Below are 25,494 nucleotides of genomic sequence, written 5' to 3' on the forward strand. Positions count from 1 at the left end.
CCTAGAGAAAAGCGGACGGGAAGAGGGGGATGACGTTGAGGAAATTCGACGCGGTGGTGATCGGGGATGCCAATATCGATCTTGCGGTCGTGGGCGGCAGCGAGGTTCCGCTGCCGGGACAGGAAGTGTACGTGGACGACGTCACGATGAACGTGGGCGGAGGAGCGGCGATATTCACGCTCGCTCTGGCCAAGCTCGGGCTGCGCGTCGCGTTTAACGGCATTTTGGGAGACGACCTGTACGGTCGTCATATCCGGGAACAATTCTCGCAATCTGGTATCGATACCAGACAGATTCGGACGAGTACCACCCAGCGGACCGGCATCTCGATCGCTTTCAATCCGGAGACGGACCGTTCGTTCATTACGTACGCGGGCACGAACAAGGAACTGCGCATGGAAGATCTGAACCTCGAACAAGTGTCGGCCGGCCGGCATGTCCATATGACCGGATACCGCGGCAGAAGCAATCACGAACCGTTCATGGCCGCCGCCAAAAAGCTCAAAGCCGAAGGGGTGACGCTGTCCTGCGACGTCGGCTGGGACGAATCCGGCGAATGGGACAAAAGCATCTTCGAATTGATGCGGCAGTTCGACATCTTCCTGATGAACGAGACCGAAGCGTTTCATTATACAGGATTCGAAGCGGTCGAAGACAGCCTGCGGCTGTTCTCGCAATACTGCGGCCACGCGGTCATCAAGCTCGGCTCCCGGGGAGCGGCCGCGATGCAGGACGGCACGTCGTTCCGCCGTCCGGCTTATCCGGTGCGGGCCGTCGATACGACGGGCGCCGGAGACTGCTTCAATGCCGGCTATCTGTTCGGCTATCTGTCGGGCATGGACGCCGAGACGAGCCTGAAGTACGGCAACGCCTGCGGGGCGCTGTCGGTCGAAGCGTACGGAGGCAGCACGGGGCTGCCGGATTTGGCGGGACTGGAGCAGTTTATCCGCAAGCACGAACCTGCCTTTGCGGAGAAGAGAGGAGGCTTGGCATGAGACTGCCCGATTCCGTAACCGCGCGGCTGCAAGCGGCAGAGACCGAACTTGCGGCGTATCCGAAGCTGCTGGATATGTTCAAAAAGTGTTACCCGAATACGCTGGAGACGACGACCCGGACGTTGGACGACCGGTCCGTCTTCGTCATTACGGGCGATATTCCGGCGATGTGGCTGCGGGATTCCAGCGCGCAGCTGCGGCCCTACCTGCCGCTTGCGGCCGAAGACGCAGAGCTGCAGGGCGTGTTCGAAGGCGCGATCCGCTCCCAGATCCGCTGCGTGCTGCTCGATCCGTACGCCAACGCGTTCAACGAGGCGGCCAACGATCAGCGGTACGATCAGGACCTGACCGAACTGAGTCCGTGGGTCTGGGAACGCAAATACGAGATCGATTCGCTCTGCTATCCGCTGCAGTTGGCTTATCTCTATTGGAAAGAAACCGGCCGCACGGAAATTTTCGACGACGCTTTCCGCTCGGCCGTGCATACGACGATCGAGCTGTGGAAAACGGAGCAGAGGCACGGGCAGGATTCGCCGTACCGGTTCGCCCGCACCGACTGCCCGCCGAGCGATACGCTGCGCAACAACCGGATGGGCATGCCGGTCAATTACACGGGCATGACCTGGTCGGGCTTCCGTCCGAGCGACGATGCGTGCACGTTCGGCTACCTGATCCCGTCCAACATGTTCGCGGTCGTCGTGCTTCGCTACGTCGAAGAGATCACGCGCGACGTATGGAACGATCCGGAAGGCGCGCTGCTCGCGGCGGAACTGCGCGAAGAGATCGAATTCGGCATTCGGACGTACGGCACGGTGCTGCATCCGAAGTATGGCAGGATCTATGCCTACGAGACGGACGGCTTCGGCAACTTCAACCTGATGGACGATGCCAACGTGCCCAGCCTGCTGTCGATTCCGTATCTCGGCTACGCCGACGCCTCAGACCCGGTCTACGTCAACACCCGCGCTTTTCTGCTGAGCGAAGACAATCCTTACTATTACGCCGGCCAATCCGCCAAAGGGATCGGAAGCCCGCATACGCCGGCCGGTTATATCTGGCCGATCAGCCTGATCATGCAGGGGCTTACGACAGACAGCGAAGCGGAAGTGCGTGAAGTGCTGGAGCAGCTCCAGCGGACGGACGCGGATACCGGATTCATGCACGAAGGATTCCATGCGGACAATCCGGCCGAGTACACCCGTCCCTGGTTCGCCTGGGCCAACAGCCTGTTCGGCGAATTCATGCTGCGCCTGATCGCAAAAGGCTTTTTCGAGCCGAAAAAGGAGGAGAAGCACTGATGCCGATCCCGCGCTATTGGGAAGATCCGAACGTGCTTGAAGTGAACCGGGCAAGACCCCGGTCGTTCTATATCCCTTACGGGGACGACCGATCGGCGGATTCCGGCAGGCGTAGCCGTTCTTCGCGCTACCGGACGCTCAACGGAAACTGGAAATTCCGCTATTACGGGCGCGTCTCGGACGTGCCCGACGATTTTTACGCGGAATCGGGAGACGACGGCAGTTGGGACGAGCTGATCGTTCCGTCCTGCTGGCAGATGCACGGCTATGACCGGCTTCAATACACGAATGTGAACTATCCGTTTCCGTGCGACCCGCCTTACGTGCCGGACGACAATCCCGCCGGACTGTATCTGCGCACGTTCAACGTGCCGAACGAATGGAACGGCACAGCCCAACATCTCGTGTTCGAAGGCGTGAACGCCTGCTTCTATCTGTGGGTCAACGGCGTCTTCGCGGGCTACAGCCAGGGCAGCCGGATGCCGGCCGAATTCGACGTGACTTCGCTGCTGAAGGGCGGAAGCAACCGGATCGCGGTCATGGTCCTCAAATGGTGCGACGGCTCTTATCTGGAAGATCAGGATGCCTGGCGGTATTCGGGCATTTTCCGCGACGTCTATCTGCTTGCCCGCGATCCCGTGCATATTCGGGACGTGTTCAACAAGCAGGCGTTCGCGGAAGGGTTCGGCACGGCCTTTTTGACGACCGGGATCGACGCGACGGGGCCGCTGGACGCCCGGGCCGTGCTCCGGGACGCCTCCGGCCGCGCGGTCGCGACCGACCGCGCCCGCATCGACGGGCAGGGCAGCCTGCGCTTCGAAGTGCCGAACCCGACGCTCTGGAACGCGGAACGGCCTTATCTGTACACGCTCTGCGTGTACGGCGGCGAAGAAGTGCTGCGCTTTGCGGTCGGATTCCGGCAGATCGCGATCACGGACGGCGTCTTCCGGATCAACGGGCAAGCCGTGAAGCTCAAAGGCGTCAATCGGCACGACGCCCACCCGGAGCTCGGGCAGACGATTCCCGTGCCGCATATGATCCGCGATCTGGAGCTGATGAAGCGGCATAATATCAACACGATCCGCGCCGCGCATTATCCGAACGATTCGCGCTTCCTGCAGCTGTGCGACGAATACGGCTTCTACCTGATCGACGAAGCCGATCTGGAATGCCACGGCATCGGCAGCGCGGGCGGCTTCGAAGGCGGCGGGTTTCACGCGCTGGCGCGCGATCCCGCCTGGCGGGACGCTTTCGTCGACCGGGCTGTCCGCATGGTGGAACGGGACAAGAACCATGCCTGCGTCGTCTTGTGGTCGCTCGGCAACGAATCCGGGTACGGGCCGAACCCTATTGCGATGGCCGAATGGATTCGAAGCCGGGACCCTTCGATTCCGATCCATTACGAAGGCGCGGCGCCGCATTACGAAGGCGATCCGGATACCGCAAGTCTGGACGTGGAGAGCCGCATGTATACGTCGCCGCAGGAGATCGAAGCCTACGCGCTCGACCCGGAGAAGACCAAGCCGATGTTCCTGTGCGAATACAGCCACGCGATGGGCAACGGACCGGGCGACCTGCGCCAATACTGGGACGTATTCTACCGTCATCCCAAGCTGATGGGCGGCTGCGTCTGGGAATGGTGCGACCACGGAATTCGGACGCAAACGCCGGAAGGCGTGCCGTTCTTCGCTTACGGCGGCGATTTCGGAGATCGGCCGAACGACGGGAATTTCTGCATAGACGGTCTGGTCACGCCCGATCGCCTGCCGCATACGGGATTGCTGGAGCTGAAGCAGGTTATGGCCCCGATTGCGATCGAGGCTGCGCATCCCGAACGCGGCGAACTGGAAGTGACCAACCGGTACGACTTCGTCGACCTGTCGCATCTGGAGCTGTTCTGGCAGATCCGGCAGGGCGACCGCCTCGTCGATCAAGGCCGGCTGGGCCTGAGTGCCGCGCCGGGGAGCACCGAGTCTGTCCGGCTGCCGTACGGACTGTCCGCGCAGCCGGCGGAGACAGCGGAGACTCCGCGCAGCGACGCGGCGTCGAACGGTCTGCCGGCGCGGGAACCGGCAGCGAAGAACGATCTGCCGGGCGGCCCGGCCGGACGCCGGCTGTTGACCTTGTCGTGCCGGCTGAACGCGGATACCGGCTGGGCGGAAGCGGGCTACGAACTGGCTTTTGCGCAGTTCGAATGGGAGACGGAGCCGTCTTCGGCGTTCGGATCGACGCCCCAATCCTCGTCCGAAACGATGCTCGAATCGACGGCCGAAACGACGCCCGAAACGACGCTCGGATCGGCGCCCGAATCGGACGCTGCTCCGCAGGGGGAACGCAGCGCCGAACGGCCGCCGGCCTTCGCGCCGATACCGGCCGTTCGAGCGCAGCAGGAAGGGCAGGTGCTGACGATCGAAGGCTTCGATTTCGCGCATGCCTTCGATCTGCGGCAGGGCAGCGTCAGCCGGATGTCCAGACACGGCGTAGAGCTGCTGGACAGCCCGGCGCGATTCGCGATTTGGCGGGCGCCGATCGACAACGACATGCACGTCAAGGAGAAATGGATCGAAGAAGGCTACGACCGGGCCGTCACCAAGGTCTACGCGTGCGGGTGGGAGCAGACGGGCGAGAGCGAAGTGAAGATCCGCACTTCGTTTGCGCTGACCGCCGTTTCGCGGTATCCGCTGCTCACCGGGGAAGCGGTCTGGACGGTGAACGGGGCCGGCGAGATTGTGCTGCGGGCCGATATGAAGTTCGACGAGCGGGGGACGCTGCCTTACCTGCCGAGATTCGGGCTGCGGCTTGCGCTGCCCGCAGGCATGGAGCAGGTGGAGTACCGGGGATTCGGACCGCACGAGAGCTACGTCGACAAACGGCAGAGCGTCAGGAAAGGCCGGTTTGCGTCGACGGTCGACGGCATGTTCGAATCGTATATCATGCCGCAGGAGAACGGATCGCGGTACGGGACGGAATGGGCGGTCGTATCGAACGAACAGGGTATGGGACTGCGATTTGCGGCGGAAGCGCCGTTTTCGTTCAATGCGTCCCATTACGCGCCGGAAGACCTGACCGCCGCTTCGCATACGTGGGAATTGAAGCGCAGACAAGAAACGATCGTCCATCTGGATTACAAGATGAGCGGGGTCGGTTCGAACTCGTGCGGACCGGAACTTGCGGAAGCGTACCGCTTGAACGACAAAGCGTTCCGCTTCGAAGTGCGGCTGATCCCGGTGTTCCGGGAAGACGAATAGGACGGCAGACGGAGCGGCAGGCACGTCGCAAGCGGAAGTTTCCAATCAGAAGGAGGGTTCGGAATGAAGGGCATGCGCATTCAGGGAGTGGACAAGGAGATTTCGCGGTTGATGATGGGCACGGGCGATTTGAGAAAGCTGGAAGAAGCGGAGCGGACGATGCTGGAAGCGTATATCGAAGCCGGCGGCAATGCGTTCGATACGGCCCATCAGTACAGGGGCAGAGAGCAGCTGCTCGGACAGTGGCTGGCGGAAAAAAAGCTGCGGGAACACGTCGTCATTTTGTCCAAAGGCGCCCATCACGACGACGGAAGCCCGGGTCCGCGGGTCAATCCCGAAGCGATCCGCAAAGACCTGCTGGAAAGTCTGGAGCGACTGGGCACCGACTACGTCGACCTGTATGCGCTGCACCGCGACGATCCGACCGTCGAGGTCGGACCGATCGTCGAAGAGCTGAACGCGCATCTGGAAGCGAAGCGGGTTCGCGCGATCGGCGCTTCCAACTGGTCGCATGACCGAATCCGCGAAGCGAACCGGTACGCGGAATCGCACGGCCTGACCGGCTTTGCGTTCAGCAGCCCGAACCTGAGCCTGGCCAAGCCGAACCGGCCGCGCTGGGAAGGCTGCGTCTCGGCCGACGAACGCACCTGCGACTGGCATACAGGCAGCCAGCTGCCGCTGTTGTCGTGGTCGGCCCAGGCCGGAGGCTTTTTCTCGGGACAGTTCAAGCCGGACGATCGGTCGGACGCGGAAATGGTCGACGTCTATTACAGCGAGCCGAACTGGGAACGTTACCGGCGCGCGGTGGAACTGGCGACACGCAAAAACGTCACGCCGATCCAAATCGCGCTGTCCTACGTGCTGCATCAGCCGTTTCCGACGGCGGCGATCATCGGCCCGAGAAGCAAAAGCGAGCTGGATTCTTCGGTAGAAGCGATGAACCTGCCGTTGACCGCCGCGGAAGTCGAATGGCTGGATCTCAAAAAGGAGGCGATCGAATCGTGATCAAACATCAACTGGCCGCCCAGCTGTATACGGTGCGAAACGAATTGAAAGCGGACTTCGAAAGCGTGCTCAAAGAGTTGAGCCGCATGGGCTGGGCAGCGGTGCAGATCGACGGGCTGCACGGCAACTCCGCCCGGGACATCTCGGCGCTCATGCGGGAGTTGGGGTTGAAGACCGCGGGCATGCACGTCGGGCTGGAGCGGATGAAAAACGATCTGGACGCCGTGCTGGAAGAAGCCGATCTGTTCGGAACGCGCGACTTCATCTGCCATTCGCTGCCGGACGGGCTGCAAAATCCGGAAGGCTACCGCAGTGTGAAAAAAGATCTGCTGGAAGTGGCCGAGCGGGTAGCGGGCACGGGGTACCGGGTCGGCTACCACAATCACGATTTCGAATTCCATACGTCGATCGACGGCAAGTTCGCGCTTGACTATCTGCTCGACGATCCTGCCATCCATGCGGAAATCGATACGTATTGGGTGCTCAAAGGCGGTCAGGACCCGCTGTCCTTCATTCAAAAGTACGCATTCCGCATGCCGATCCTGCATTTGAAAGACATGACCGACGACGACCGGCAAACGTTCGCCGAGATCGGCACGGGCGTGATCGACTTCGCTCCGATTCTGCGCTGGGGACTTCAAAGCGGCGTGGAATGGTTCGCCGTCGAGCAGGATTACTGCCCGGGCCGTCCGCTGGACAGCCTGGCGCTCAGCCTGGAAAATCTGTTGAAACTGGAAGAACAGCTGTAAGTCCAAATCCACGAATGAAGGTGAGGCTGACTATGTTTTTTACGGAATCCAAGCTTGAAGCCAGGCTGCGCGAAGTAAGCGAGACGCGTTACCGCGATGCCCTGCCGTTAGAACGCTTCTCCGCCGCCGAAGACGCAGACGGAACGATTGGCGCCCGTCCGCCGGGGGATGCCCCTTCGTTCGAACTGGGCACCGGCGAGACGTGGACCGGCCGCGACCGTTATATCTGGTTGAGCCGCAGCGTAGATATTCCCGCGCAGTGGGCAGGCAGAACGATCGTCGGCCGCTTCGATTTCGGCGAGACGGGCGGCGGCAACAACGACGGATTCGAGTCGCTCTTCTATTGGAACGGCGCGCCGTATCAAGGCGTCGATTCGAATCACCAAGAGGTGTTTCTGCCGGAAGATTCGCCCGGGACGACCGGCCGGATGGATATTCGGCTGTGGTCGGGACTCGAAGGCGGCGGTCCGCCGCGCGACAAGATTCATGCGATCAAACGGGCCGAAGTGTGCTGGATCGACGAACGGATCGACGATTTCTATTACAGCGGCCGTGCCGTGCTGGAGACGGTTCAGACGCTGGAAGCCGGCAGTCCGGACCGTATCGCGCTGCTCAAAGCGCTGGACCGCGCTTTCCTGCTCGTGGATTGGTCGCGGCCGGGTTCGGACGCGTACTGCGAGTCGGTCTACCGGGCCGGGGAACTGCTGGATGCGGAGCTGAATGGAATGCACAAGCACCATCCGGTTACGGTCACCTGCATCGGGCATACCCATATCGACGTGGCTTGGCTGTGGAGGCTGAAGCATACCCGCGAGAAATGCGCCCGCTCATTCTCTACCGTGCTGCGGCTGATGGAGCGTTTTCCGGATTACGTCTTTTTGCAGACGCAGCCTCAGCTGTACGCCTACATCAAAGAAGATTATCCCGAAATCTACGAGCAGATCCGCGAACGGATCCGCGAAGGGCGCTGGGAGATCGGCGGCGGCATGTGGCTGGAAGCCGACTGCAACCTGACGTCCGGGGAATCGCTCGTCCGGCAGTTCCTGTTCGGCACCCGCTTCATGCGCGAGGAATTCGGCGCGGAGAGCACGTATCTCTGGCTGCCCGACGTGTTCGGCTACAGCTGGGCACTGCCGCAAATTTTGAAAAAGTCGGGCTTCGACACGTTCATGACGACGAAGATCAGCTGGAACCAGTTCAACCGGATGCCGCACGACAGCTTCAAATGGAGAGGGATCGACGGTTCCGAAGTGCTAACGCATTTTATTACGACGCCCGACGACTGGGAAGACGCCAACTCGTTTTTCTACACGTATAACGGCTTGATTACGCCCCGGACGGTCAAAGGCGCGTGGGACGCGTATCAGGACAAAGAAGTGAATCAGGAACTGCTGCTGTCCTACGGCTACGGAGACGGAGGCGGCGGCGTCAACCGGGAGATGCTGGAGATGCGCCGACGCCTCGACCGGATGCCGGGACTGCCGAATGTCAAAACGGGCCGTGCCGACGAATATTTCCGGCGGCTGTCTCAAACGGTGGAAGAAACGGACCGGTACGTACATGTGTGGGACGGGGAGCTGTATCTCGAATACCACCGCGGCACGTACACGAGCCAGGCGCATAACAAAAAAATGAACCGCAAGCTGGAACTGCTGTACCGGGAAACGGAATGGTTGAGCGTATTGGCCGCTCTCGCCGGCCGGGATTGGGAGCTGTACGCGCAGGGCAAGCTGAACGAAGGCTGGACGATTCTGCTGCGCAACCAATTCCACGACATCATTCCCGGTTCTTCGATCGCGGAAGTGTACGCAGACAGCCGCGCGGAATACGCCGAAGCGCTGGCGATCGCCACGGAAGTCTGGAACGAAGCCGCCGGCAAAACGGGAAATCGCGACGCGGCGGGAGCGCTGACGATCTTTAACAGTTCGACGTGGACGCGCGAAGACCGTATCGTGCTGGACGCCGAAGCCGCTCCGGCCGGCAGCGTATGGACCGATTCGGAAGGCCGCGGGCTGCGTTCGCAGCGTTCGCCGGAACGCTGGATCGTGGAATCGCCCGGCGTGCCGGCGCTCGGGATGGCCGCCGTGCTGTACGCGGGCCAACCGGATGCGCAGGCGCCGGAGCACGATCAGGAAGCGCAGGCCGACCTTCCGTTCAGCCTGTCCGGCCGCGTGCTGGGCACGCCGCACTACGAGATCGAATGGAACGATTCCGGGCAGCTGATCCGCCTGTTCGACCGGGACCACCGCCGCGAAGTGCTGGCCAGAGACAGCCGCGGCAACGTACTGCAGGTGTTCGAAGACAAGCCGATGCAGTTCGACGCATGGGACATCGATATTTTTTACAAGGAAAAAATGCGCGAAATTTCCGATCTGCGTTCCGCGGAGCTGATCGAGACCGGTCCGCTGGCCGCCGTCGTCGAATTCAACTGGCAGTACGGGCAGTCTACCGTCAAACAGCGGATGACCGTGTACGCCGACAGCCGCAGAATCGATTTCGATACCCGGATCGACTGGCAGGAACATCAGCAGCTGTTGAAAGTCGCGTTCCCGGTCGACGTCCGGTCCACGGAAGCCACTTACGATATCCAGTTCGGCAACGTCAAGCGGCCGACGCATTGGAACACCAGCTGGGACTGGGCGCGCTTCGAATCGGTCGGGCACCAATGGGCCGATCTGTCCGAACGCGGCTACGGGGTGAGCCTGCTGAACGATTGCAAATACGGCTATGACATCAAGGACAACGTCATGCGGCTGTCGCTGATCAAATCCGCGGTCAACCCGGACCCGAACGCCGATATCGGCGAACATGCTTTTGTCTATGCGCTGTATCCGCACGAAGGCGACTGGTATGCCGGCGGCACCGTGCAGGAAGCGTGGGCGCTCAACAACCCGCTCTCCGCCCGCCCGGGCCTGCCGGCCCAGCCGCCGCGGTCGCTGCTGCGTCCGTCGGCGCCGAACGTCATGATCGACGCGGTCAAAAAAGCGGAAGACCACGACGGCGTCGTGGTGCGCCTGCACGAGTTCGGCGGCGTGCGCGCCCCGCTGCGGCTGCTCAGCGATTACGCCGTGCTGTCGCTGCGCGAATGCGACCTGATGGAACGCCCGATCGGGGAAGAGGTCGCGCCGGACACGGTATTCGACCTGCAGCCTTACGAGATCAGAACGTTCCTCGTGCAGTTCGGATCTTGATGCCCGGTGCCGGGCTAGAGAGTCGCCTGCTCCGAATCTCGATAGCATGAGAAAAGCCCGCAGGCCGCGGAATCGGCGGCTGCGGGCTTTTGTATGCGTCGGTTGAACTGCGGCGTGAAATCGAAGCCGAAGCGGAACCCGAATTCGGGGCGGAGCCTGAAGCCGAAGCGGATGCGGAACCCGAGTTCGGGGTCGAAATCGAAGCCGGCATTCAGACGGGGACGTCTTTGCGTCCTTTTCTCATCGGCGATCCGCACAGCGGGCACGGCTTGTGCGCCGCGTTCATGTCTTTGCTGTGCATGATCCGCGTCCAGGCGACGCAGGAGCCGGACGTGCACAGCCACGCCGGCACGCTCTGCGTCCGGACCGGCGCCTCGGCCGCGGACGAGGTGCCGCTGCGGCCGAAGCGGTCGGCGCGGACCTTGCCGAACCGGCCCGGGTCGGGCGCTCCGCCCCGCCGGCCGCCGTATTCGGCGCGGACCGCAGCGTCCGAAGCCGCGGTCTCCTGTCCGAAAGCGGACAGGAGAAAGCGCGACACGGCGGCTTTCTTGCCCCGCTGCACGGCGGGCGAACTGACGAACAGCTGCTCTTTCGCCCGGGTCACGGCGACATAAGCCAGCCGGCGCTCCTCTTCGAGCGCCTCGGCGTAGCTGGCTTCGCCTTCGAGGCCGACGCGCGTATCGCGCAGTGAATCGGCGCCGAGCGCGGAGGCATGCGGCAGCGTGCCTTCGGACGCGCCGATCAGGAAGACAGCCGGGAATTCCAGGCCTTTGGACTTGTGAATGGTCATGAGGGCGACCCGGTTGCCCTGCGCCTGCGATTTGACGGCCGCGGTCTGCTGGTTGCGCAGTAGCATGTCGTCGACGAAGGCGAGGAACGAGACGATGGAATCGAAGCGTCCGGCCGACGTCTCCAGTTCGTCGAGCATCTCCTTGAGCATCTCGCGGTGCGAGGTCTGCTCGCTGTGCTCGCCCGCCTGGATATAGGCGTCGTAGAAGCTTTGGCGGATCTGGGTCACCGCGGCGGCCGGGACCAGCCCTTTGAGCGAGCGGATCACTTCGAGCCGCTGGCGGATCTTGTCGAGCTGGAATTCTTTCAGCCCGGGCAGCGTCAGCAGATGGACGAGCGGCCCTTTTTTGGGCCGCGCCTCGTCCGTCTGGCGAATATGCGCCATGCCTTTGTCGCGGGCGATGTACAGCGTGGGCAGCACGCTCGGCATCGCGTCGAAATCGCGGCGGTTGATCGACAGCCGCATATGGTCGAGCACGGGCTTGACGAGCCAGTGCTCGTACAGCAGCCGCCCGTCGCCGTAATCGATATGCGGAATATCGCGAATGACGAGCTGCTCCAGCACCGCGCGGTTGCTGCTCGAAGAGCGGTACAGCACGGCGAAATCGCCGTAGTTCCGGCGTCCCGCCGCTACTTCGCGGTTGATATGGTCGACGATGGCCGTCGCTTCGTCGTCGGCCGACTCCGGCCGCATATAAGCCGGCAGCAGGGCGCCGCCGTTCGCGGCGCGCAGCGTCTTGCTGCGGCGCATCTTGTTGTGCCGGATCACTTCGTTGCCGAGGCCGACGATCGATGGCACGGAGCGGTAATTGATATCGAGCGTCACGATGCGCGCCCGTGGATACAGCTTCTCGAATTCCAGAATGAATTCGCTGCGGGCGCCGTTGAACGAATAGATCGTCTGGTCGTCGTCGCCGACGACCATCAGGTTGTTGCGCGGCGCGGCGATCATCTTGACCACTTCGTACTGGAGCAGGTTCGTGTCCTGGAACTCGTCGATCATCAGGTGGGTGAAGCGGCGGCGCAGCCGGTCGAGCAGTTCCGGGCGCTGCTTGAGCAGCGCGTGGGCGCCGGTCAGCACGTCGTCGAAGTCGATCCGGCCCGTCTCTTCTTTCCACGCTTCGTAGCGCAGCAGGATGCGTTTCATCTGGCGGTCGGTATCGCTTTTGTCCGGCAGGTCGTCGGCCGTCATCAGGTTGACTTTGTAGGAAGACAGCAGCGCCAGCAGATTTTCCGGCGGATAGGCATCCTGCAGGCTCAGCTCGCGCATGAGCTGCTGCAGTTGGATATGCTGGCGGCGCGTATCGCCGAAAATTTCTTTTTGCATGCCCTGGCTGAACAGCAGCCACAGGCAGAACGAATGGAACGTGCGGGCCTGGATGCGTCCGGCCGCATAGGCGTCGATGCCGGGCAGCCCGGCGATCCGCTCGCGCATCTCCGCCGCGGCCTTGCTGGAGAAGGTCAGCAGCAGGATGCCGGACGGATCGACGCCGCAGACGTCGAGCAGGTAGCCGGTCCGGCAGACGAGCGTGCTCGTCTTGCCGGACCCTGCGCCCGCAAGCGTCAGCAGCGGTCCGTCGGTGCAGCGCACCGCCGCGGCCTGCGCCGGGTTGAGGCGGATACCCGACTGCTCCAGCAGCCGGAAATAGGCGGCGTCCCGCTCGCCGCGGTCTCCGCCCGGCCGGTTCGGCTCGCGCCCGCCCGGCGCGGCGATCTCGGCGCGGGGCACTTTCCCCGAGGATACGCCGAACGGCTTGTTCTCAAATCTCGATGTCATCGCTTTCTCCACTGTTCGTTCTCCTCGCTCCGTTTTGTTGATCCGGCGTCCGTTTCCGTCAAAATTCCGATTCTATAAATGTATCACGCGCCCTTCGAAAGCGTCAAAGGAATCGGTCGTTTTTTTGCCGTTTTCGCGCGGCTGCGGCCGAGGCTGCTGTCTGCCGGCCGGAACCGGGCTGCGTGGGCTTCGGCTTCCTCTCCGGTATCCAACGGAAACACTCGGACTTCGGCTTCCGCGCCGAAGCCCGCAAAAAAAACCTTCGCAGCCAGCCGCGAAGGTTTTTTTGCCGAACTTTTATGGGAGCTTTTGGCCGAACTTTCGTTTGAGTCCGTATTCAGAAAAAGCGTATGCTCGAAGCCGCCGGCGTGCCGCCGATCAGCATTCCGCCGCGCGGCCCGGTTCCGAAGGCGCGATCCGGTACGTGGTCACGAACGACGGGCGGGCGAAAATTTCCGGCCGCTGCTGCGTGATGCCTTCGGACGTATCGCGCTTTTTGTGGGCGTGGTTGTAGGACTCGGAACTTTGCCAGCTCTTGAAGCTGTCTTCGTCCTGCCAGATCGTCAGGATCACGTACGTGTCGCCCTGCAGCGGACGCAGCACCCGGATGCCGGCGAAGCCCGGCATGTCTTCGACGCGGCGGGCACGGCCGAGGAACCGTTCTTCAAAAGCGCTTCTTCCGTCTTCGCTGACAGGAATGTTGTTGAGGACGGCAAAGCCGCCGTTCAACGAGCCGGCGCTGTCGATCGCCTGGTAAGCGGAGCGCGAATCGACCGAAGTCTCCAACGGATGGGCCGCTTCGAACAGATAAACGGGTTCGTCTTCGCCGTTCAGCGTATAGACGTTATCGAGCTGCGGATCTTCCGGCAGCGTGCCGTGGAACAGATACAGAAACATAACGATCAACCTGCCTTTGCATCGGAATATAGTCGAGATCGGATCTTTTAGCAATGTGCAGCCTTATGACTTCTCTCTATCATAATACCCGCAACGGGCAGCAGGGAAGCGCCGGGCCCCGGAGCGGGTTCCGTGGGCGCGCATACGGATCGAACGCAGAGTAAGCGCGCGGAGAGAATAAATGAATAATTCAGGCATAAATTAGGTACAAGGAACCATTTCTGTGAATTATGCTTTGCCGCATTCTTTTGTTTCAAATTTAAATATTGAGTCTAAATAACCATAGATAACGGAGACGGGAAGACACCAAATGTCCTAGTACATAAGCGAGTCCGATTCGTTGTTCGAACGGCCTTTCCCTTGGCGGATTCGGCCGGGCAGGAAGTCGGCAGCCTCGCATTCCATACGGTCAACGCAACGGCCAACGCACCAACAGCAGGCTCTAAGATCTTTTTTCTTACCGCCTGCCGACGAATGAACGAACGACCAAATTCACGGACAAGGCGGGAAAAAAGAATGAAAATGACAATCGGACGGACATTGTACGCGGGTTTTGCCGGAGTGCTGCTGATTACGCTTTTCCTGGCTTCTTTCAGTTTCTACGAAGTCGAACAGGTACACCGGAATTACAACGACCTTATCGACCGGCGCGTGGAAGAGATTCAGACGATCGCCGACGTCAAATACGAAGCGACCGCTCAGGCCAAAAATTTGCGCGGCTACCTCATTACGGGTAATGAAGACCATGTGGATTCGTTCCAGCAAAACAAAGCCAACATGCTGTCCAAGCTCGACCGGTTGGACACGCTGCTGGTCGATGTGCAGTCGCAGGCTCTGCTGAGCGAGATCGGCGCACTTGAGACGCAGTACGACGAAGTCGGCAGCCGATTGATCGCACTCAAGCAGGCGAACAACCTGGCGGAATATACGCGCGTCGTCGAAGCGGAATGCGTGCCGCTGGCCGATGCCTTGGCCGAACGTTCGCAGCAGTTGGAAGACGTGCAGCGCGCGCAGCTGGAAGCGTCGATCGCGGACACCGCGGCGGACGTCAGAAGCATCGAGACGATCATCATCGTTCTCGTCGCGGCGGGACTGCTGCTGGGCTCGCTGATCGCTTTCCTGATCGGCCGCAAAATCGCGCGTCCGGTATCGCGGATCGCAGCCGAAGCGAAAAGGATTTCGGAAGGCGATCTGCGCGGAGAAGACCTCAAAGTGTCGAACCGCGACGAGATCGGCGAGATGGCGGACGCGTTCAATCTGATGAAAAATAATTTGCGCGGCCTGATCGTCAAAATCGGCAGCAGTTCGGAGCAGGTGTCCGGCGCTTCGAACATGCTGCTCAAAAATTCGGGACAGGCGGCGGAAGCGGCCGACCACGTCACCGCCGCGATCATGAACGTCGCAAGCGGAGCGGAACGCCAAATGTCCGGCATGGACGAGAACAAGCTGGCGCTCGAAGACGGCGGGCATAATCTGCGCCGCGTCGCCGACACGACGTCGGACGTCTCGCGCGCTTCCATTCTGGCGCTCGAAGGCGCGCAGGAAGGCACCAAGCTGATCGGCGAGACGATGGAGCGGATGCGCCTCGCCCAGGAGACCGTGGGCCGGTCTTCGGAAGCGGTCAACGAACTGGAACGCGAATCGAAGCGGATCTCGGAGATCGTGCAGACGATCGGCGGCATTGCCGGGCAGACCAATCTGCTCGCGCTCAACGCTTCGATCGAAGCGGCAAGAGCCGGCGAACACGGCCGGGGCTTCGGCGTCGTCGCCGAAGAAGTGAAGAAGCTGGCCGAGCAGTCCCGCACGGCCGCGGCCGAGGTGGAATCCATTCTCGGCGGCATCGCCGACAAGCTTCAGGGAGCGGTGCGGGCGATCGAGGACGGATCGCGCGAAGTCGAAGGCGGCGCGCAGACGGCCAATCAGGCCGGCGAGTCGTTCTACCGTATCTACGATTCGCTGCAGCAGATCACCGGCCGCATGCAGGAAGCCGCCGCTGCCGTCGAGCAGGTATCGGCCGGCATGGAGCAGACGCTGATCTCCGAGCGGGACATGACCGAACTGTCGCGGGACATCTCGGCCCGTTCGCAGGGCGTGGCCGCCGCTTCGCAGCAGCAGCTCGCTTCGATGCAGGAAGTATCGGCTTCGGCGGAAGTGCTGAGCCGCCTGTCCGGCGAACTGCAGGGCGAGATCGGCCAGTTCCGCGTCTGACGCCTGACGTTGCGGACAGGAACGGCGACAGCCATAGCAACACCAACACCAACACGAAGAAAAGCCCTTCTTCAACAGGACGGAAGGCCGCTCTTCAACAGCGAGGAAGGCTGTTCTTCGCACTTATATTCCGTATGAAGAATGCCTTGCCGCACAGCGCAAAAAGCCGCACGCTATCGATTTTCGTCCGCGTTCCCTCAGAGGAACGCGGACGAAGACCGGAGCGCCGCGGCTTTTTTGCTTTTACCTTCTTAGGTTTGCCTTCTTGAGTTTGCCTTCTCTAGGTTCGGACGCACGCGCCTGCGCAGAGAAGGAGAAGGTTACCCTCTGCCTTTTGGCGTGCCGGCTTCGCGCCGGAACTCGTTCGGCGCGAAGCCGGTCGATTTTTTGAACACACGGCTGAAATATTTCTCGTCCTGGTAGCCGACCAGATCGGCGATCCGCACGACCGTCATCTCCGAGTCGAGCAGCAGCCGTTTGGCGCGTTCGAGGCGCACGTTGGCCAAATAGTCGAAGACGTTCTCGCCGAATTCCCGCTTGAACCGGCGCGAGATGTATTCGCGGCTCAAAAAGAAACGGTCCGCCAGGTCCTGCAGCGACAGCTCTTCGCGGTAATGTTCGCGAATATGCGCCGCGATCTCTTCCATGACGCCGGGCCCGCCGGCCGAAGCGCCTTCGAACGCGTGAATGTAGCGGTCGCCCTGCAGGTCGGGTTCCGCGCCGCTGCCGGCACCGGCGCCCGGCGCGATCTTCTCCGAGGCGGCCGTGCGGCGCTTCTTCAGCGCTTCCTCGGCCTGGAGATACGACGCGCGCAGCCCGTCGCACAGCCCGTCGGCGCAGCCGCCGAGCCCGAAATGCAGCGGTTCGCCGAGTACGGCTTCGAGCCCCGCGTTCGTCCGCAGCAGCCGCTCGCCCGCGTGCGCGGCGCCGTTCCAGAAGAAGATCGCGACTTCGCGCTCGCGGCCCAGATTGCGAAACGCATAGCCGTCGTGGCCGCGGCCGAGCACTTCGTTCGCCACGTTGACCAGCGTGAAATAGAGCAGCTCCGTACGTCCCGCGTACTTGATCAGCAGCGGGGAGTCCTCGTCCATCCGGATCACGGCGCTGCGCACCGTGCCGGCAGGCTGGAGCAGCTCGAATTCGCCGCTGAATTCCCGCTCCGCGCTCTCGCGGGCCGCGGGGCCGCCGAGAATATCGGAACACAGCTTGTCCCGGTAGAGCGGCTTGAACCGATTCACTTCCATCGTCTGCGCCAGCATCTGCCGCCGGCTGGACTCGCTCGCCATCCAGCTCTGGACGGCCCGCGAGAACGAGTCGTTGAGCTGGTCGGCGTCGATCGGCTTCAGCAGGTAATCCATGCCGCCGTAGCGCAGCGTCTGGCGGGCAAAATCGAAATCGCCGTGCCCGCTGATGACGAGCGTCTTCGTATCCGGCGCGCTGCGGCTGATCCACTCCAGCAGGTCAATGCCGCCTCCGGCGGGCATGATCATATCGGTCAGCACGATATGCGGCGCGTGCCTCTCGATCAGGGCGACCGCTTCGCGGCCGCTTGAAGCTTCCAGCACTTCGGCCGGTTCATAGCGATCCCAATCGATCAACAGGCGAATGGCTTCCCTGACATGGGTCTCGTCGTCCACGATAAGTACTTTCATAGGTGATCGCTTCTCCTTCTGTGCATAATCGTTAACGGTCGTATCGACTCAGGGCTTGCGGAATTCGCCTTCGGCGAACAGGGGGATGCGCAGCGTGACCTGCAGGCCGCCGTCGAGCGCCTGGCTGAGGAAGACGGCGGCGGAGTCGCCGAAATAGAGCCGGAGCCGGTCGCCGACGCTGCGCAGTCCGATATGCGCCGACTCCGTGTTCTGTCCGAACACGAGCGGCCGGTCGAGCATCGCCTGCAGCTCGCGCCGAAGTTCGGGTTCGATACCCGGGCCGTTGTCGGCCACGATCACGATCAGCTCGCCTGGCGTCCGGCCGTTCGCGGCCGCTTCGGCTTCCGTCCAGTCCGGCAGCGGCAGTTCCTCGCCGCTCCGGCGCAGGAAAGCGCGGATGCGCAGCACGCCTTCGCGCTCGAACGTCTCGCCCGCGTGCTTGAAATAATTTTCCGCCAGCGGTTGGAGAATCATGCGCGGCACCTGCACGTTTCGCGCTTCCGGCTCGATTTCGAGCGAGAACCGGAAGCTGCCCTGGAACCGGTGGCGCTGAAGGCCCAAATAATCCTGCACGTATTCGATCTCGCGGCTCAGCGGCACGAAAGCGTCGCCGACATGCATATTATAGTGCATCATGCGCCCGAGCGAAGTAATCAGCCCGTAGACGTCGCGGTCGCCTTTTTTGAGCGCGAGCGTCGCGATCGACTGGAGGGCATTGTTGAGAAAATGCGGATTGACCTGCGCTTCCAGCGCCCGGAGCTGGTTCGTCTTGTTCATGATCTCCAGGCGGTACTGCTTGAGGATCGAATCGTTCAGCCGCCGCACCATGCCTTCGAACCGCCGCGACAGCACGCCGAATTCGTCGGTGCGCTCCGTCTCCAGCTCCAGCGGCTGGCCGCCCGACTCCACCTGCTGCATGCCGCGGATCAGCTTGCGGATCGGCCGGGTGAACTTGAGCGAGATGAACGCCGTCGCCACGACGACCACGATCAGCGACAGGGCGCCGACCGCCGCGTTCAGCAGCAGAATCTGGCGCTCGCGCCGGTACAGCGTGTCCGTATCGACGCTTTTGACGATCAGCCAGTCGGCCAGAGGACTTCGGACCCGCTCGTAGAACAGGAACGTGTCCTTGCCGTCTTTTTGCACCGTATAGCCCGATTCGCCGCTCGCCGCCAGCACCTCGTCCAGCCCGTTCAGCTCGGGCTTCTGGCCGATCCGGTCGGGCGGGCCGACGATCAGCCGTCCTTCGCGGTCGACGATGTACACCTGCTCGCCTTCCGCCGCCAGGCGCTGGGTCAGCGAGCGGAGGAAATCGATCCGCACGTCGATCGCCAGCAGCCCGGCTTTTTCTTTGCGCGGAATATTGTACACGACGCGGTTGAACGTGAACACGTCCGTCGAGCGTTCTTCGTTCTCCGGGCGCAGCCGGTAGGTGCCGGCCCGGTGCGTCACGTCGGCGAACGCCTGGGATTTCCATTTGCGATACTCCGGAAGTTGGTCCTGCCGGGTCGGCCCGTACGGTTTGCCCGCGTAATACAGATACGAATTGCTGCTTTTGTCGATATGCAAAAACACTTGATAGATCCCGTCGATCGAATAATACGTTCGCCGCAGCGCGCCCATGACGTCGTTGCGGTCGAGGCCGGCTTCCAGCTCGTCCGAGCCGGACAGCATAATGTCGATCAGCGTGTCGCCGTAGACCGACTCGTCGTAAATTTGCAGGGACAGCTTGTTGACCGTATCGAGATAATTGACGATATTCGTCTGCCCCTGGTAGAGCAGGCTGGCGTTGTCCTCGATCGCGCTGCGCTTGACGTTTTCCTTCGTCAAATTGTAGGCGACCAGAGCGGAGAGCAGGATGGGCAGAGCGGTGGCGAAGACCAAAAAGGCGATCAATTTGCTGCGGATGGAATGGCGGAACATACGGCTCTCCTTTCTCCCGGACCCCGAATGACGGAGCAGGTCAATATAGTCCACTGTATTCGTCATTTCTTTCCATGTTAGCGCTTTCTTCTTCAGCATATAATAAACGCACAGCTTAAATAAAGACCGAAACGGGAGGTGCACCACTTTGGCAGGACGCAAGCGCTGGATGAATTTACTGATGCAGAGCGTATTTCTGGGTCCGTCGCTGCTTTTCTTCGTCGTTATCGTCGTCATCCCGTTTTTCCTGGGCATGTATTACTCGTTCACGGACTGGAACGGAGTCGCGGTTACGGTGAACTGGGTAGGGGCACGCAACTTTACCGCGATGTTCGCGGATACGAAATTTTGGGCTTCCTTCTGGTTCACCATTCGATTTACGTTGGCGGTCGTTATCCTGACCAACGTGATCGCGTTCCTGCTCGCCCTGCTGCTCGTGCAGCCGCTCAAGATGCGCAACCTGCTGCGGACGCTCTTCTTCATCCCGAACGTCATCGGCGGCCTGCTGCTCGGCTTCATCTGGCAGTTCATCTTCATCCGCGGCTTCGCGGCCGTCGGCAGAGCGACCGGCATCGGCTTTTTCAACCTTGAATGGCTCGGCACGGAAGCGACCGGCTTCTGGGGCATCGTCATCGTGTTCGTCTGGCAGGCGGCCGGCTACATGATGATCATCTACATCGCCGGACTGATGAACGTCGACCGTTCGCTGATCGAAGCGGCGGAGATCGACGGAGCGGGGTATATGCAAAAACTGCGCTTCATCACGTTCCCGCTGATCATGCCGGCTATCACGGTCTGCCTGTTCCTGTCGATGTCCAACGCTTTCAAAATGTTCGACCTCAACTTGTCGCTGACGAGAGGCGGGCCGTTCGGTTCGACCGAATCGCTGGCGCTCAACATCTACACCGAGGCGTTCACGAACAGCAACTACGGACTGGGCACGGCGAAAGCGCTTCTGTTCTTCGTCATCGTCGCCGCCGTCTCGTCGCTGCAAGTCTGGTTCACGAAGAGAAGGGAGGTACAGTCCTAAATGGAGACGGGTCGCAAATATTCCGGACGAACGCTGCTGCTTGAAGTGATCGCCGTCCTGCTGGCGCTGCTGTTCCTCGTTCCGTTCTACTTCGTCGTCGTCAATTCGCTCAAGAAGTTCGCCGACATTCTCAAGGACTCGGCCGCGCTTCCCAAAGCGGTCACCTTCGACAACTTTACGCGGGCCTGGGAAATCCTCGAGTTTCCAAAAGCTTTCACCAACTCGCTCGTCATTACGATTCTGGCGAACGTGCTGCTGGCGCTGTTTTGTTCGATGGCCGCGTACCGGCTGGTCCGGCACCCGAGCCGCTTCAACAACATCGTGTTCATGGCGTTCGTCGCCGCGATGGTCATTCCGTTCCAGTCGATCATGATTCCGCTGGTCCGCGTCGCGGCCAACCTGAATCTGACCGGCAACCTGCCGGGACTCATCATCTGTTACCTCGGCTTCGGCGCTTCATTGACCATTTTCCTGTTCCACGGCTTCGTAAAATCGGTACCGATCGAAGTCGAGGAAGCGGGCATCATGGACGGCTGCTCACCGTTCGGCGTCTTTTTCCGAATCGTCGTGCCGCTGCTCAAGCCGATGATCGTCACCGTGTTCATCCTGAACACGCTCTGGATCTGGAACGACTTCCTGCTGCCGCTCCTGATCGTCGGGGGCAACGCGGATCTGCGCACGATTCCGCTGGCCACGAACGCGTTCTTCTCGCAGTATACGAAGCAGTGGGATCTGGCGCTCGCGGGACTGTTGATGGGCATCGCGCCGATCATCATCTTCTTCCTCGCGCTGCAAAAGCATATCATTGCCGGCATCGCGGCAGGCGCGGTCAAAGGTTGATCCAACCGTACCCCCTATACCCTGGCAAGTCGCAATATCACATAAAAGCAATCTTATTGTAATCGCTCGCCGCACGAATGGGAAGAGCGGGTCAGATCTGGCACGAATTGCACAAAAAAGCTTCAACACACACAAAAGGGAGGCTGTACACATGAAAAAAACGAGCTTTCTCACCATGGCGCTGCTGCTGATGGTTTCGCTGCTCGCCGCCTGCGGAGGCGGAGGCGCCATGCCGAATCCGGAGACCGGCGCGACCGGAGGAACCGGCACGACGGCAGGGACGACGGATTCGGGCGGAGACGGCGACGCGCCGGCTTCCGACGTTACGCTCAAGATGTTCCAGTTCAAAGTCGAAATCGCCGACGCGATGGAGAAACTGCTGGCCGAATACAAAAAAGAAACCGGCGTCAACATCACGATCGAAACGGTCGGCGGCGGCGCGGATTACGGCGCGGCCCTCAAAGCGAAGTTCGCTTCGGGCGACGAGCCGGACATTTTCAACAACGGCGGCTACAACGAAGCGCAGCTGTGGAAAGACCGTATGGAAGATCTGTCCGATCAGCCGTGGGTAGCCGATCTGACCGACAACGTCAAAGATCCGATGACGATGGACGGCAAGCTGTACGGCCTGCCGATGAACATCGAAGGGTACGGCTTCCTGTACAACAAAGCGCTGTTCGAACAGGCGGGCATCACCGAAATTCCGACGACGCTTACCGCCCTGCGCGAAGCGGCCCAGAAGCTCAAAGACGCCGGCATCGTGCCGTTCGAGAACGGCTACCAGGAATGGTGGGTCATCGGCCAGCATTTGGTCAATGACGCGTATGCCAAGCAGGCCGATCCGGACAAGTTCATCGCCGACTGGAGAGAAGGCAAGACGTCCGTAGCGGACAACGAAATCTTCAACCAGTGGATCGACCTCGTCGATCTGACGATGGAATTCAGCAACGATCGTCCTCTGACGACCGACTACAACACGCAAATGACCGAATTCGCTTCCGGCATGGCAGCGATGACGCAGCAGGGCAACTGGACGCAGGTCCAGATCGACGGAATCGATCCGGAAGTCGAAATCGGCATCCTGCCGATGCCGATCAACGACGACGTCGCGCTGAACGACAACATCTTCGTCGGCGTGCCGAACAACTGGGTCGTGAACAAAGACTCGGCGAACAAAGAAGAAGCGAAAAAGTTCCTCAACTGGATGGTGACATCCGAGACAGGCAAACGCTACACGGTCGAAGAATTCAAATTCATCCCGGCGCTCAAGACGATCACGTACGAACCGGAACAGCTCGGCGACATTGCCGCAGGCATCCAGGAATACGTACAGGCCGACAAGACGCTCGGTTGGCAGTGGCCTAAGCTGCCGGACGGCACAAGCCAGGAATTCGGCGCCCTGATGCAAGCCTATGTAGCGAAGAAGATCACGAAGGAAGAACTGTTCAAACAGATGGACGAAACGGTTCTGAAATTGGCTAAAAAGTAAGCGAAACGACACCGCGCACGCCGAAAAGCTCCCGGACCCCAGGTCTCGGGAGCTTTTTTCTATGCAGAAGAGGCGGCGGAGCAATCAGGGCAAAGGTCTCATTGGCGCAAAAAAGTCGGTCAACCAGCGGATCAGTTCCCGCTGCGCGCCGGTCAGGAACCGATCCGTGTAATAGGTCAGTTCCAGATGCCGCACCGGCACTTCTCCGGAGAGCGGCACGGCGACGATATCCGGGTAAGCGCCGCCGTTCTGCCCGATCAGTCCGACCGGCTGCACCGCCGCGCCGATCCCGGCGGACACGAGCTGGAGCAGCGAGACGGCCGAATCGGTCTCCATCGCCGTCGTCAATTCGAAGCCCTGCCTGCGGCAGGTCTCGTCGACGAGGTCGCGGCCCACGTAGCCTTTGGGATACATGACGAGCGGATGGCTGCGCAGGTCCGCAAGCGTGATCCGTTTGCGGCCGGCCAGCTTGCTGCCTGCGCGAACGAGCAGGCCGTACGGCTCCGAGCAGAGCGGAATACGGGTGAGCCGGTCGTCTGCCGGACCCTGCAGCCCGATGCCCAGATCGACCTTGTGCCCGAGCACTTCCTCGTACGCGAAAATGGTCGAGATCACCTGCAGGCGCGTGTCGGGGTATTTGGTCTTGAACCGGACGAACAGCGGCACGAGGCGAAAATCGAGATCCGAAGGCAGCGCCGCGAGGCGAATCTCGCCCTGACTGCCCGAGCGGAGTTCCGTCGCGGCCGTTTGGATGTCCATTTCCGCCTGCAGCATCTTGGTGCCGTAATGTTTCAGCATTTTGCCCGCTTCGGTAACGACGACTTTTTTGCCGATCCGATCGAACAGCGGAATGCCGACTTCCGCTTCGAGCGCGCGGATCTGCTGGCTTAACGTCGGCTGGGAGATGCCGAGCTGCTCGGCGGCCCGCGTAAAATGCAGATGCTCGTATACGGCGAGAAAATACCGGATATTGCGCGTATCCATACGTCGGTTTCGCTCCAATCATAGTTTTTTACTATCATAATAATAAAAATAATAGGATTGATCAATCATTATGCGGTGCCTATACTGAGGTCGAAGTCGATTCGGCATCTTGTCGATTCGGCATAAATTCGATGGAGTACAAAGGAGGCGTGGAAGATGAGAAAAATTTATTTGATCCTGGCGATTGTGGTCGCGGCGTTGAACCTGCGTCCGCTGATGACTTCGGCTGCGCCTTTGCTCGCCACGATCCAGAGCCATCTCGGCATGAGCGGCACCGCCGCGAGCCTGCTGACGACGCTGCCGGTGCTGTGCATGGGCTTGTTCGCGCCGCTTGCGGCGGGTATCAGCGGCCGGATCGGCCTGGAACGCACGATCTGGGCAGCGCTGCTGCTCATTACGGGCATGACGGCGCTCCGCGGCATCGGCGAATCGGTATCGCTGCTGATTATGACAGCCGTCGCCGGCGGAATCGGCATCAGCCTGGCCGGTCCGCTGCTGTCCGCTTTTATCAAGAAATATTTCCCCGCCCATCCCGCGGTCGTCAGCGTCTATTCCGCGGCGATGACAGCCGGAGCGGCACTCTCGTCCGGTCTGTCCGTGCCGCTGTACGAGCGCAGCGGGCAGCATCTGCCGTTCGCTTTGGCCATCTGGGCGCTGCCGGGCCTGGCGGCGCTGCTGATCTGGGCGGCGCTGGCCCGCCGCCGCAGCGAATCGGCCGCGCGGATGCCGTACGCGCTGCCTTTGCGCAGCCGGCAGGCGAGGCGGCTGACGCTGTTCTTCGGCCTTATGGCCGGCATCTTCTATTCGGTGACGGCGTGGATCGCGCCGATCGCGGTCAGTCTCGGCTATACGCCGGGCGAAGCCGCCGTATGTCTGACCGTGTTCGCCTTGATCCAGATTCCGGTATCGCTGATCGTGCCCGGAATCGTAGCGAAGTTCGGGCAGACAAGAATCGTCCTGCTGCTGTGCAGCACGTTCGAATTGGCCGGGATCGTCCTGCTGCTGGCCGGCGCTCCCGCGCTGCTGGCCGCCGTCAGCCTCGGCCTCGGCGCCGGCGGACTGTTCCCGCTTGCGCTGATGCTGCCGATCGCGGAAGCGAAGTCGCCGGAAGAAGCCGGCGGCTGGGCGGCGATGACCCAGGGCGGCGGCTACGTGATCGGCGCGCTGGGCCCGCTCGCGATCGGGCTGCTGCACGATGCCGCCGGCACATTTGCCGCGCCGCTGTCGCTGCTGCTCGTCATGATTGCGGCGATGATGGGAGTTCAATGGAAGATGACCGGCGGCGCGAACGCCCGCCGGGCGGATTGAATCGGGAGAGGGCAGGGACTGGGGCAGCCCGGGAGAGCCCCGGAGAAGCGTACGCTTTGCGTGCGCTTTTTGGCTGTTTGCGGATGTCGGGATGTCGGGGATTCTAACGGC

General features: G+C 61.4%; 16 protein-coding genes. 11 read left to right on the plus strand and 5 right to left on the minus strand.

The window, feature by feature from the left end; translation table 11 throughout:
- The first annotated feature begins 29 nt into the window (after positions 1–29).
- The 6 genes from FFV09_RS12270 (at position 30) to FFV09_RS12300 (ending at position 10,486) form a co-directional block, all read left to right on the plus strand.
- On the plus strand, positions 30–995 hold the full coding sequence (locus FFV09_RS12270; protein WP_246098325.1) for a carbohydrate kinase family protein: 966 nt from the start codon (positions 30–32) through the stop codon (positions 993–995).
- Positions 992–2,293: a glycoside hydrolase family 125 protein gene (locus FFV09_RS12275; protein WP_141448094.1), complete on the plus strand. Its 1,302-nt coding sequence runs from the start codon at positions 992–994 to the stop codon at positions 2,291–2,293. The genes FFV09_RS12270 and FFV09_RS12275 overlap by 4 nt, the downstream gene beginning before the upstream one ends.
- The gene (locus FFV09_RS12280; RefSeq protein WP_342782049.1) at positions 2,293–5,541 is read left to right on the plus strand and encodes a glycoside hydrolase family 2 TIM barrel-domain containing protein; all 3,249 of its coding nucleotides are present in this window, start codon (positions 2,293–2,295) and stop codon (positions 5,539–5,541) included. The genes FFV09_RS12275 and FFV09_RS12280 overlap by 1 nt, the downstream gene beginning before the upstream one ends.
- A 63-nt stretch (positions 5,542–5,604) precedes the next feature.
- Positions 5,605–6,546, plus strand: coding sequence for an aldo/keto reductase (locus tag FFV09_RS12290; protein ID WP_141448095.1), 942 nt, complete (start codon positions 5,605–5,607; stop codon positions 6,544–6,546).
- Complete coding sequence (locus FFV09_RS12295) at positions 6,543–7,295, plus strand: sugar phosphate isomerase/epimerase family protein (RefSeq protein ID WP_246098326.1); 753 nt, start codon at positions 6,543–6,545, stop codon at positions 7,293–7,295. Before FFV09_RS12290 ends, FFV09_RS12295 begins: the two co-directional genes overlap by 4 nt.
- A gap of 32 nt (positions 7,296–7,327) precedes the next feature.
- Positions 7,328–10,486, plus strand: coding sequence for an alpha-mannosidase (locus FFV09_RS12300; RefSeq protein WP_141448096.1), 3,159 nt, complete (start codon positions 7,328–7,330; stop codon positions 10,484–10,486).
- 211 nt (positions 10,487–10,697) lie between these two features.
- Here the strand turns inward: FFV09_RS12300 and FFV09_RS12310 are convergent, their stop codons facing one another.
- Complete coding sequence (locus FFV09_RS12310) at positions 10,698–13,052, minus strand: UvrD-helicase domain-containing protein (protein ID WP_141448098.1); 2,355 nt, start codon at positions 13,050–13,052, stop codon at positions 10,698–10,700.
- A gap of 378 nt (positions 13,053–13,430) precedes the next feature.
- Positions 13,431–13,949: an antibiotic biosynthesis monooxygenase family protein gene (locus FFV09_RS12315; RefSeq protein WP_141448099.1), complete on the minus strand. Its 519-nt coding sequence runs from the start codon at positions 13,947–13,949 to the stop codon at positions 13,431–13,433.
- A gap of 516 nt (positions 13,950–14,465) precedes the next feature.
- Between FFV09_RS12315 and FFV09_RS12320 the strand changes: the two genes are divergently transcribed.
- Positions 14,466–16,157 carry a methyl-accepting chemotaxis protein gene (locus tag FFV09_RS12320; RefSeq protein ID WP_170315010.1) on the plus strand — a complete coding sequence of 564 codons (1,692 nt, stop codon included), beginning with the start codon at positions 14,466–14,468 and terminating at the stop codon, positions 16,155–16,157.
- Between the two features lie 320 nt (positions 16,158–16,477).
- Here FFV09_RS12320 and FFV09_RS12325 read toward each other — a convergent pair whose 3' ends face one another.
- Together FFV09_RS12325 and FFV09_RS12330 are read right to left on the minus strand one after the other, a co-directional pair.
- On the minus strand, positions 16,478–17,809 hold the full coding sequence (locus FFV09_RS12325; protein WP_141448101.1) for a response regulator transcription factor: 1,332 nt from the start codon (positions 17,807–17,809) through the stop codon (positions 16,478–16,480).
- Positions 17,810–17,857: 48 nt separating this feature from the next.
- Entirely contained in the window at positions 17,858–19,732 is a 1,875-nt protein-coding gene (locus tag FFV09_RS12330) for a cache domain-containing sensor histidine kinase (protein WP_170315011.1), read from the minus strand.
- Between the two features lie 169 nt (positions 19,733–19,901).
- Here FFV09_RS12330 and FFV09_RS12335 point away from each other — a divergent pair, with 169 nt between their 5' ends.
- The 3 genes from FFV09_RS12335 to FFV09_RS12345 all read left to right on the plus strand — a co-directional run bounded on the left by FFV09_RS12335 (position 19,902) and on the right by FFV09_RS12345 (position 23,091).
- A complete protein-coding gene (locus tag FFV09_RS12335; protein ID WP_141448103.1) occupies positions 19,902–20,762 on the plus strand; it encodes a carbohydrate ABC transporter permease in 861 nt (286 codons plus the stop codon).
- Complete coding sequence (locus FFV09_RS12340; RefSeq protein ID WP_141448104.1) at positions 20,763–21,602, plus strand: carbohydrate ABC transporter permease; 840 nt, start codon at positions 20,763–20,765, stop codon at positions 21,600–21,602. It abuts the gene before it with no gap.
- A 151-nt stretch (positions 21,603–21,753) separates the two neighbouring features.
- On the plus strand, positions 21,754–23,091 hold the full coding sequence (locus tag FFV09_RS12345) for an ABC transporter substrate-binding protein (RefSeq protein WP_141448105.1): 1,338 nt from the start codon (positions 21,754–21,756) through the stop codon (positions 23,089–23,091).
- An 84-nt stretch (positions 23,092–23,175) separates the two neighbouring features.
- Here the strand turns inward: FFV09_RS12345 and FFV09_RS12350 are convergent, their stop codons facing one another.
- Entirely contained in the window at positions 23,176–24,075 is a 900-nt protein-coding gene (locus FFV09_RS12350) for a LysR family transcriptional regulator (protein WP_141448106.1), read from the minus strand.
- Between the two features lie 156 nt (positions 24,076–24,231).
- Between FFV09_RS12350 and FFV09_RS12355 the strand changes: the two genes are divergently transcribed.
- A complete protein-coding gene (locus tag FFV09_RS12355; RefSeq protein ID WP_141448107.1) occupies positions 24,232–25,383 on the plus strand; it encodes an MFS transporter in 1,152 nt (383 codons plus the stop codon).
- Positions 25,384–25,494 lie beyond the last annotated feature (111 nt).

Origin of the sequence: Saccharibacillus brassicae (genome assembly GCF_006542275.1) — a bacterium.
GTDB classification, from domain to species: Bacteria; Bacillota; Bacilli; order Paenibacillales; family Paenibacillaceae; genus Saccharibacillus; species Saccharibacillus brassicae.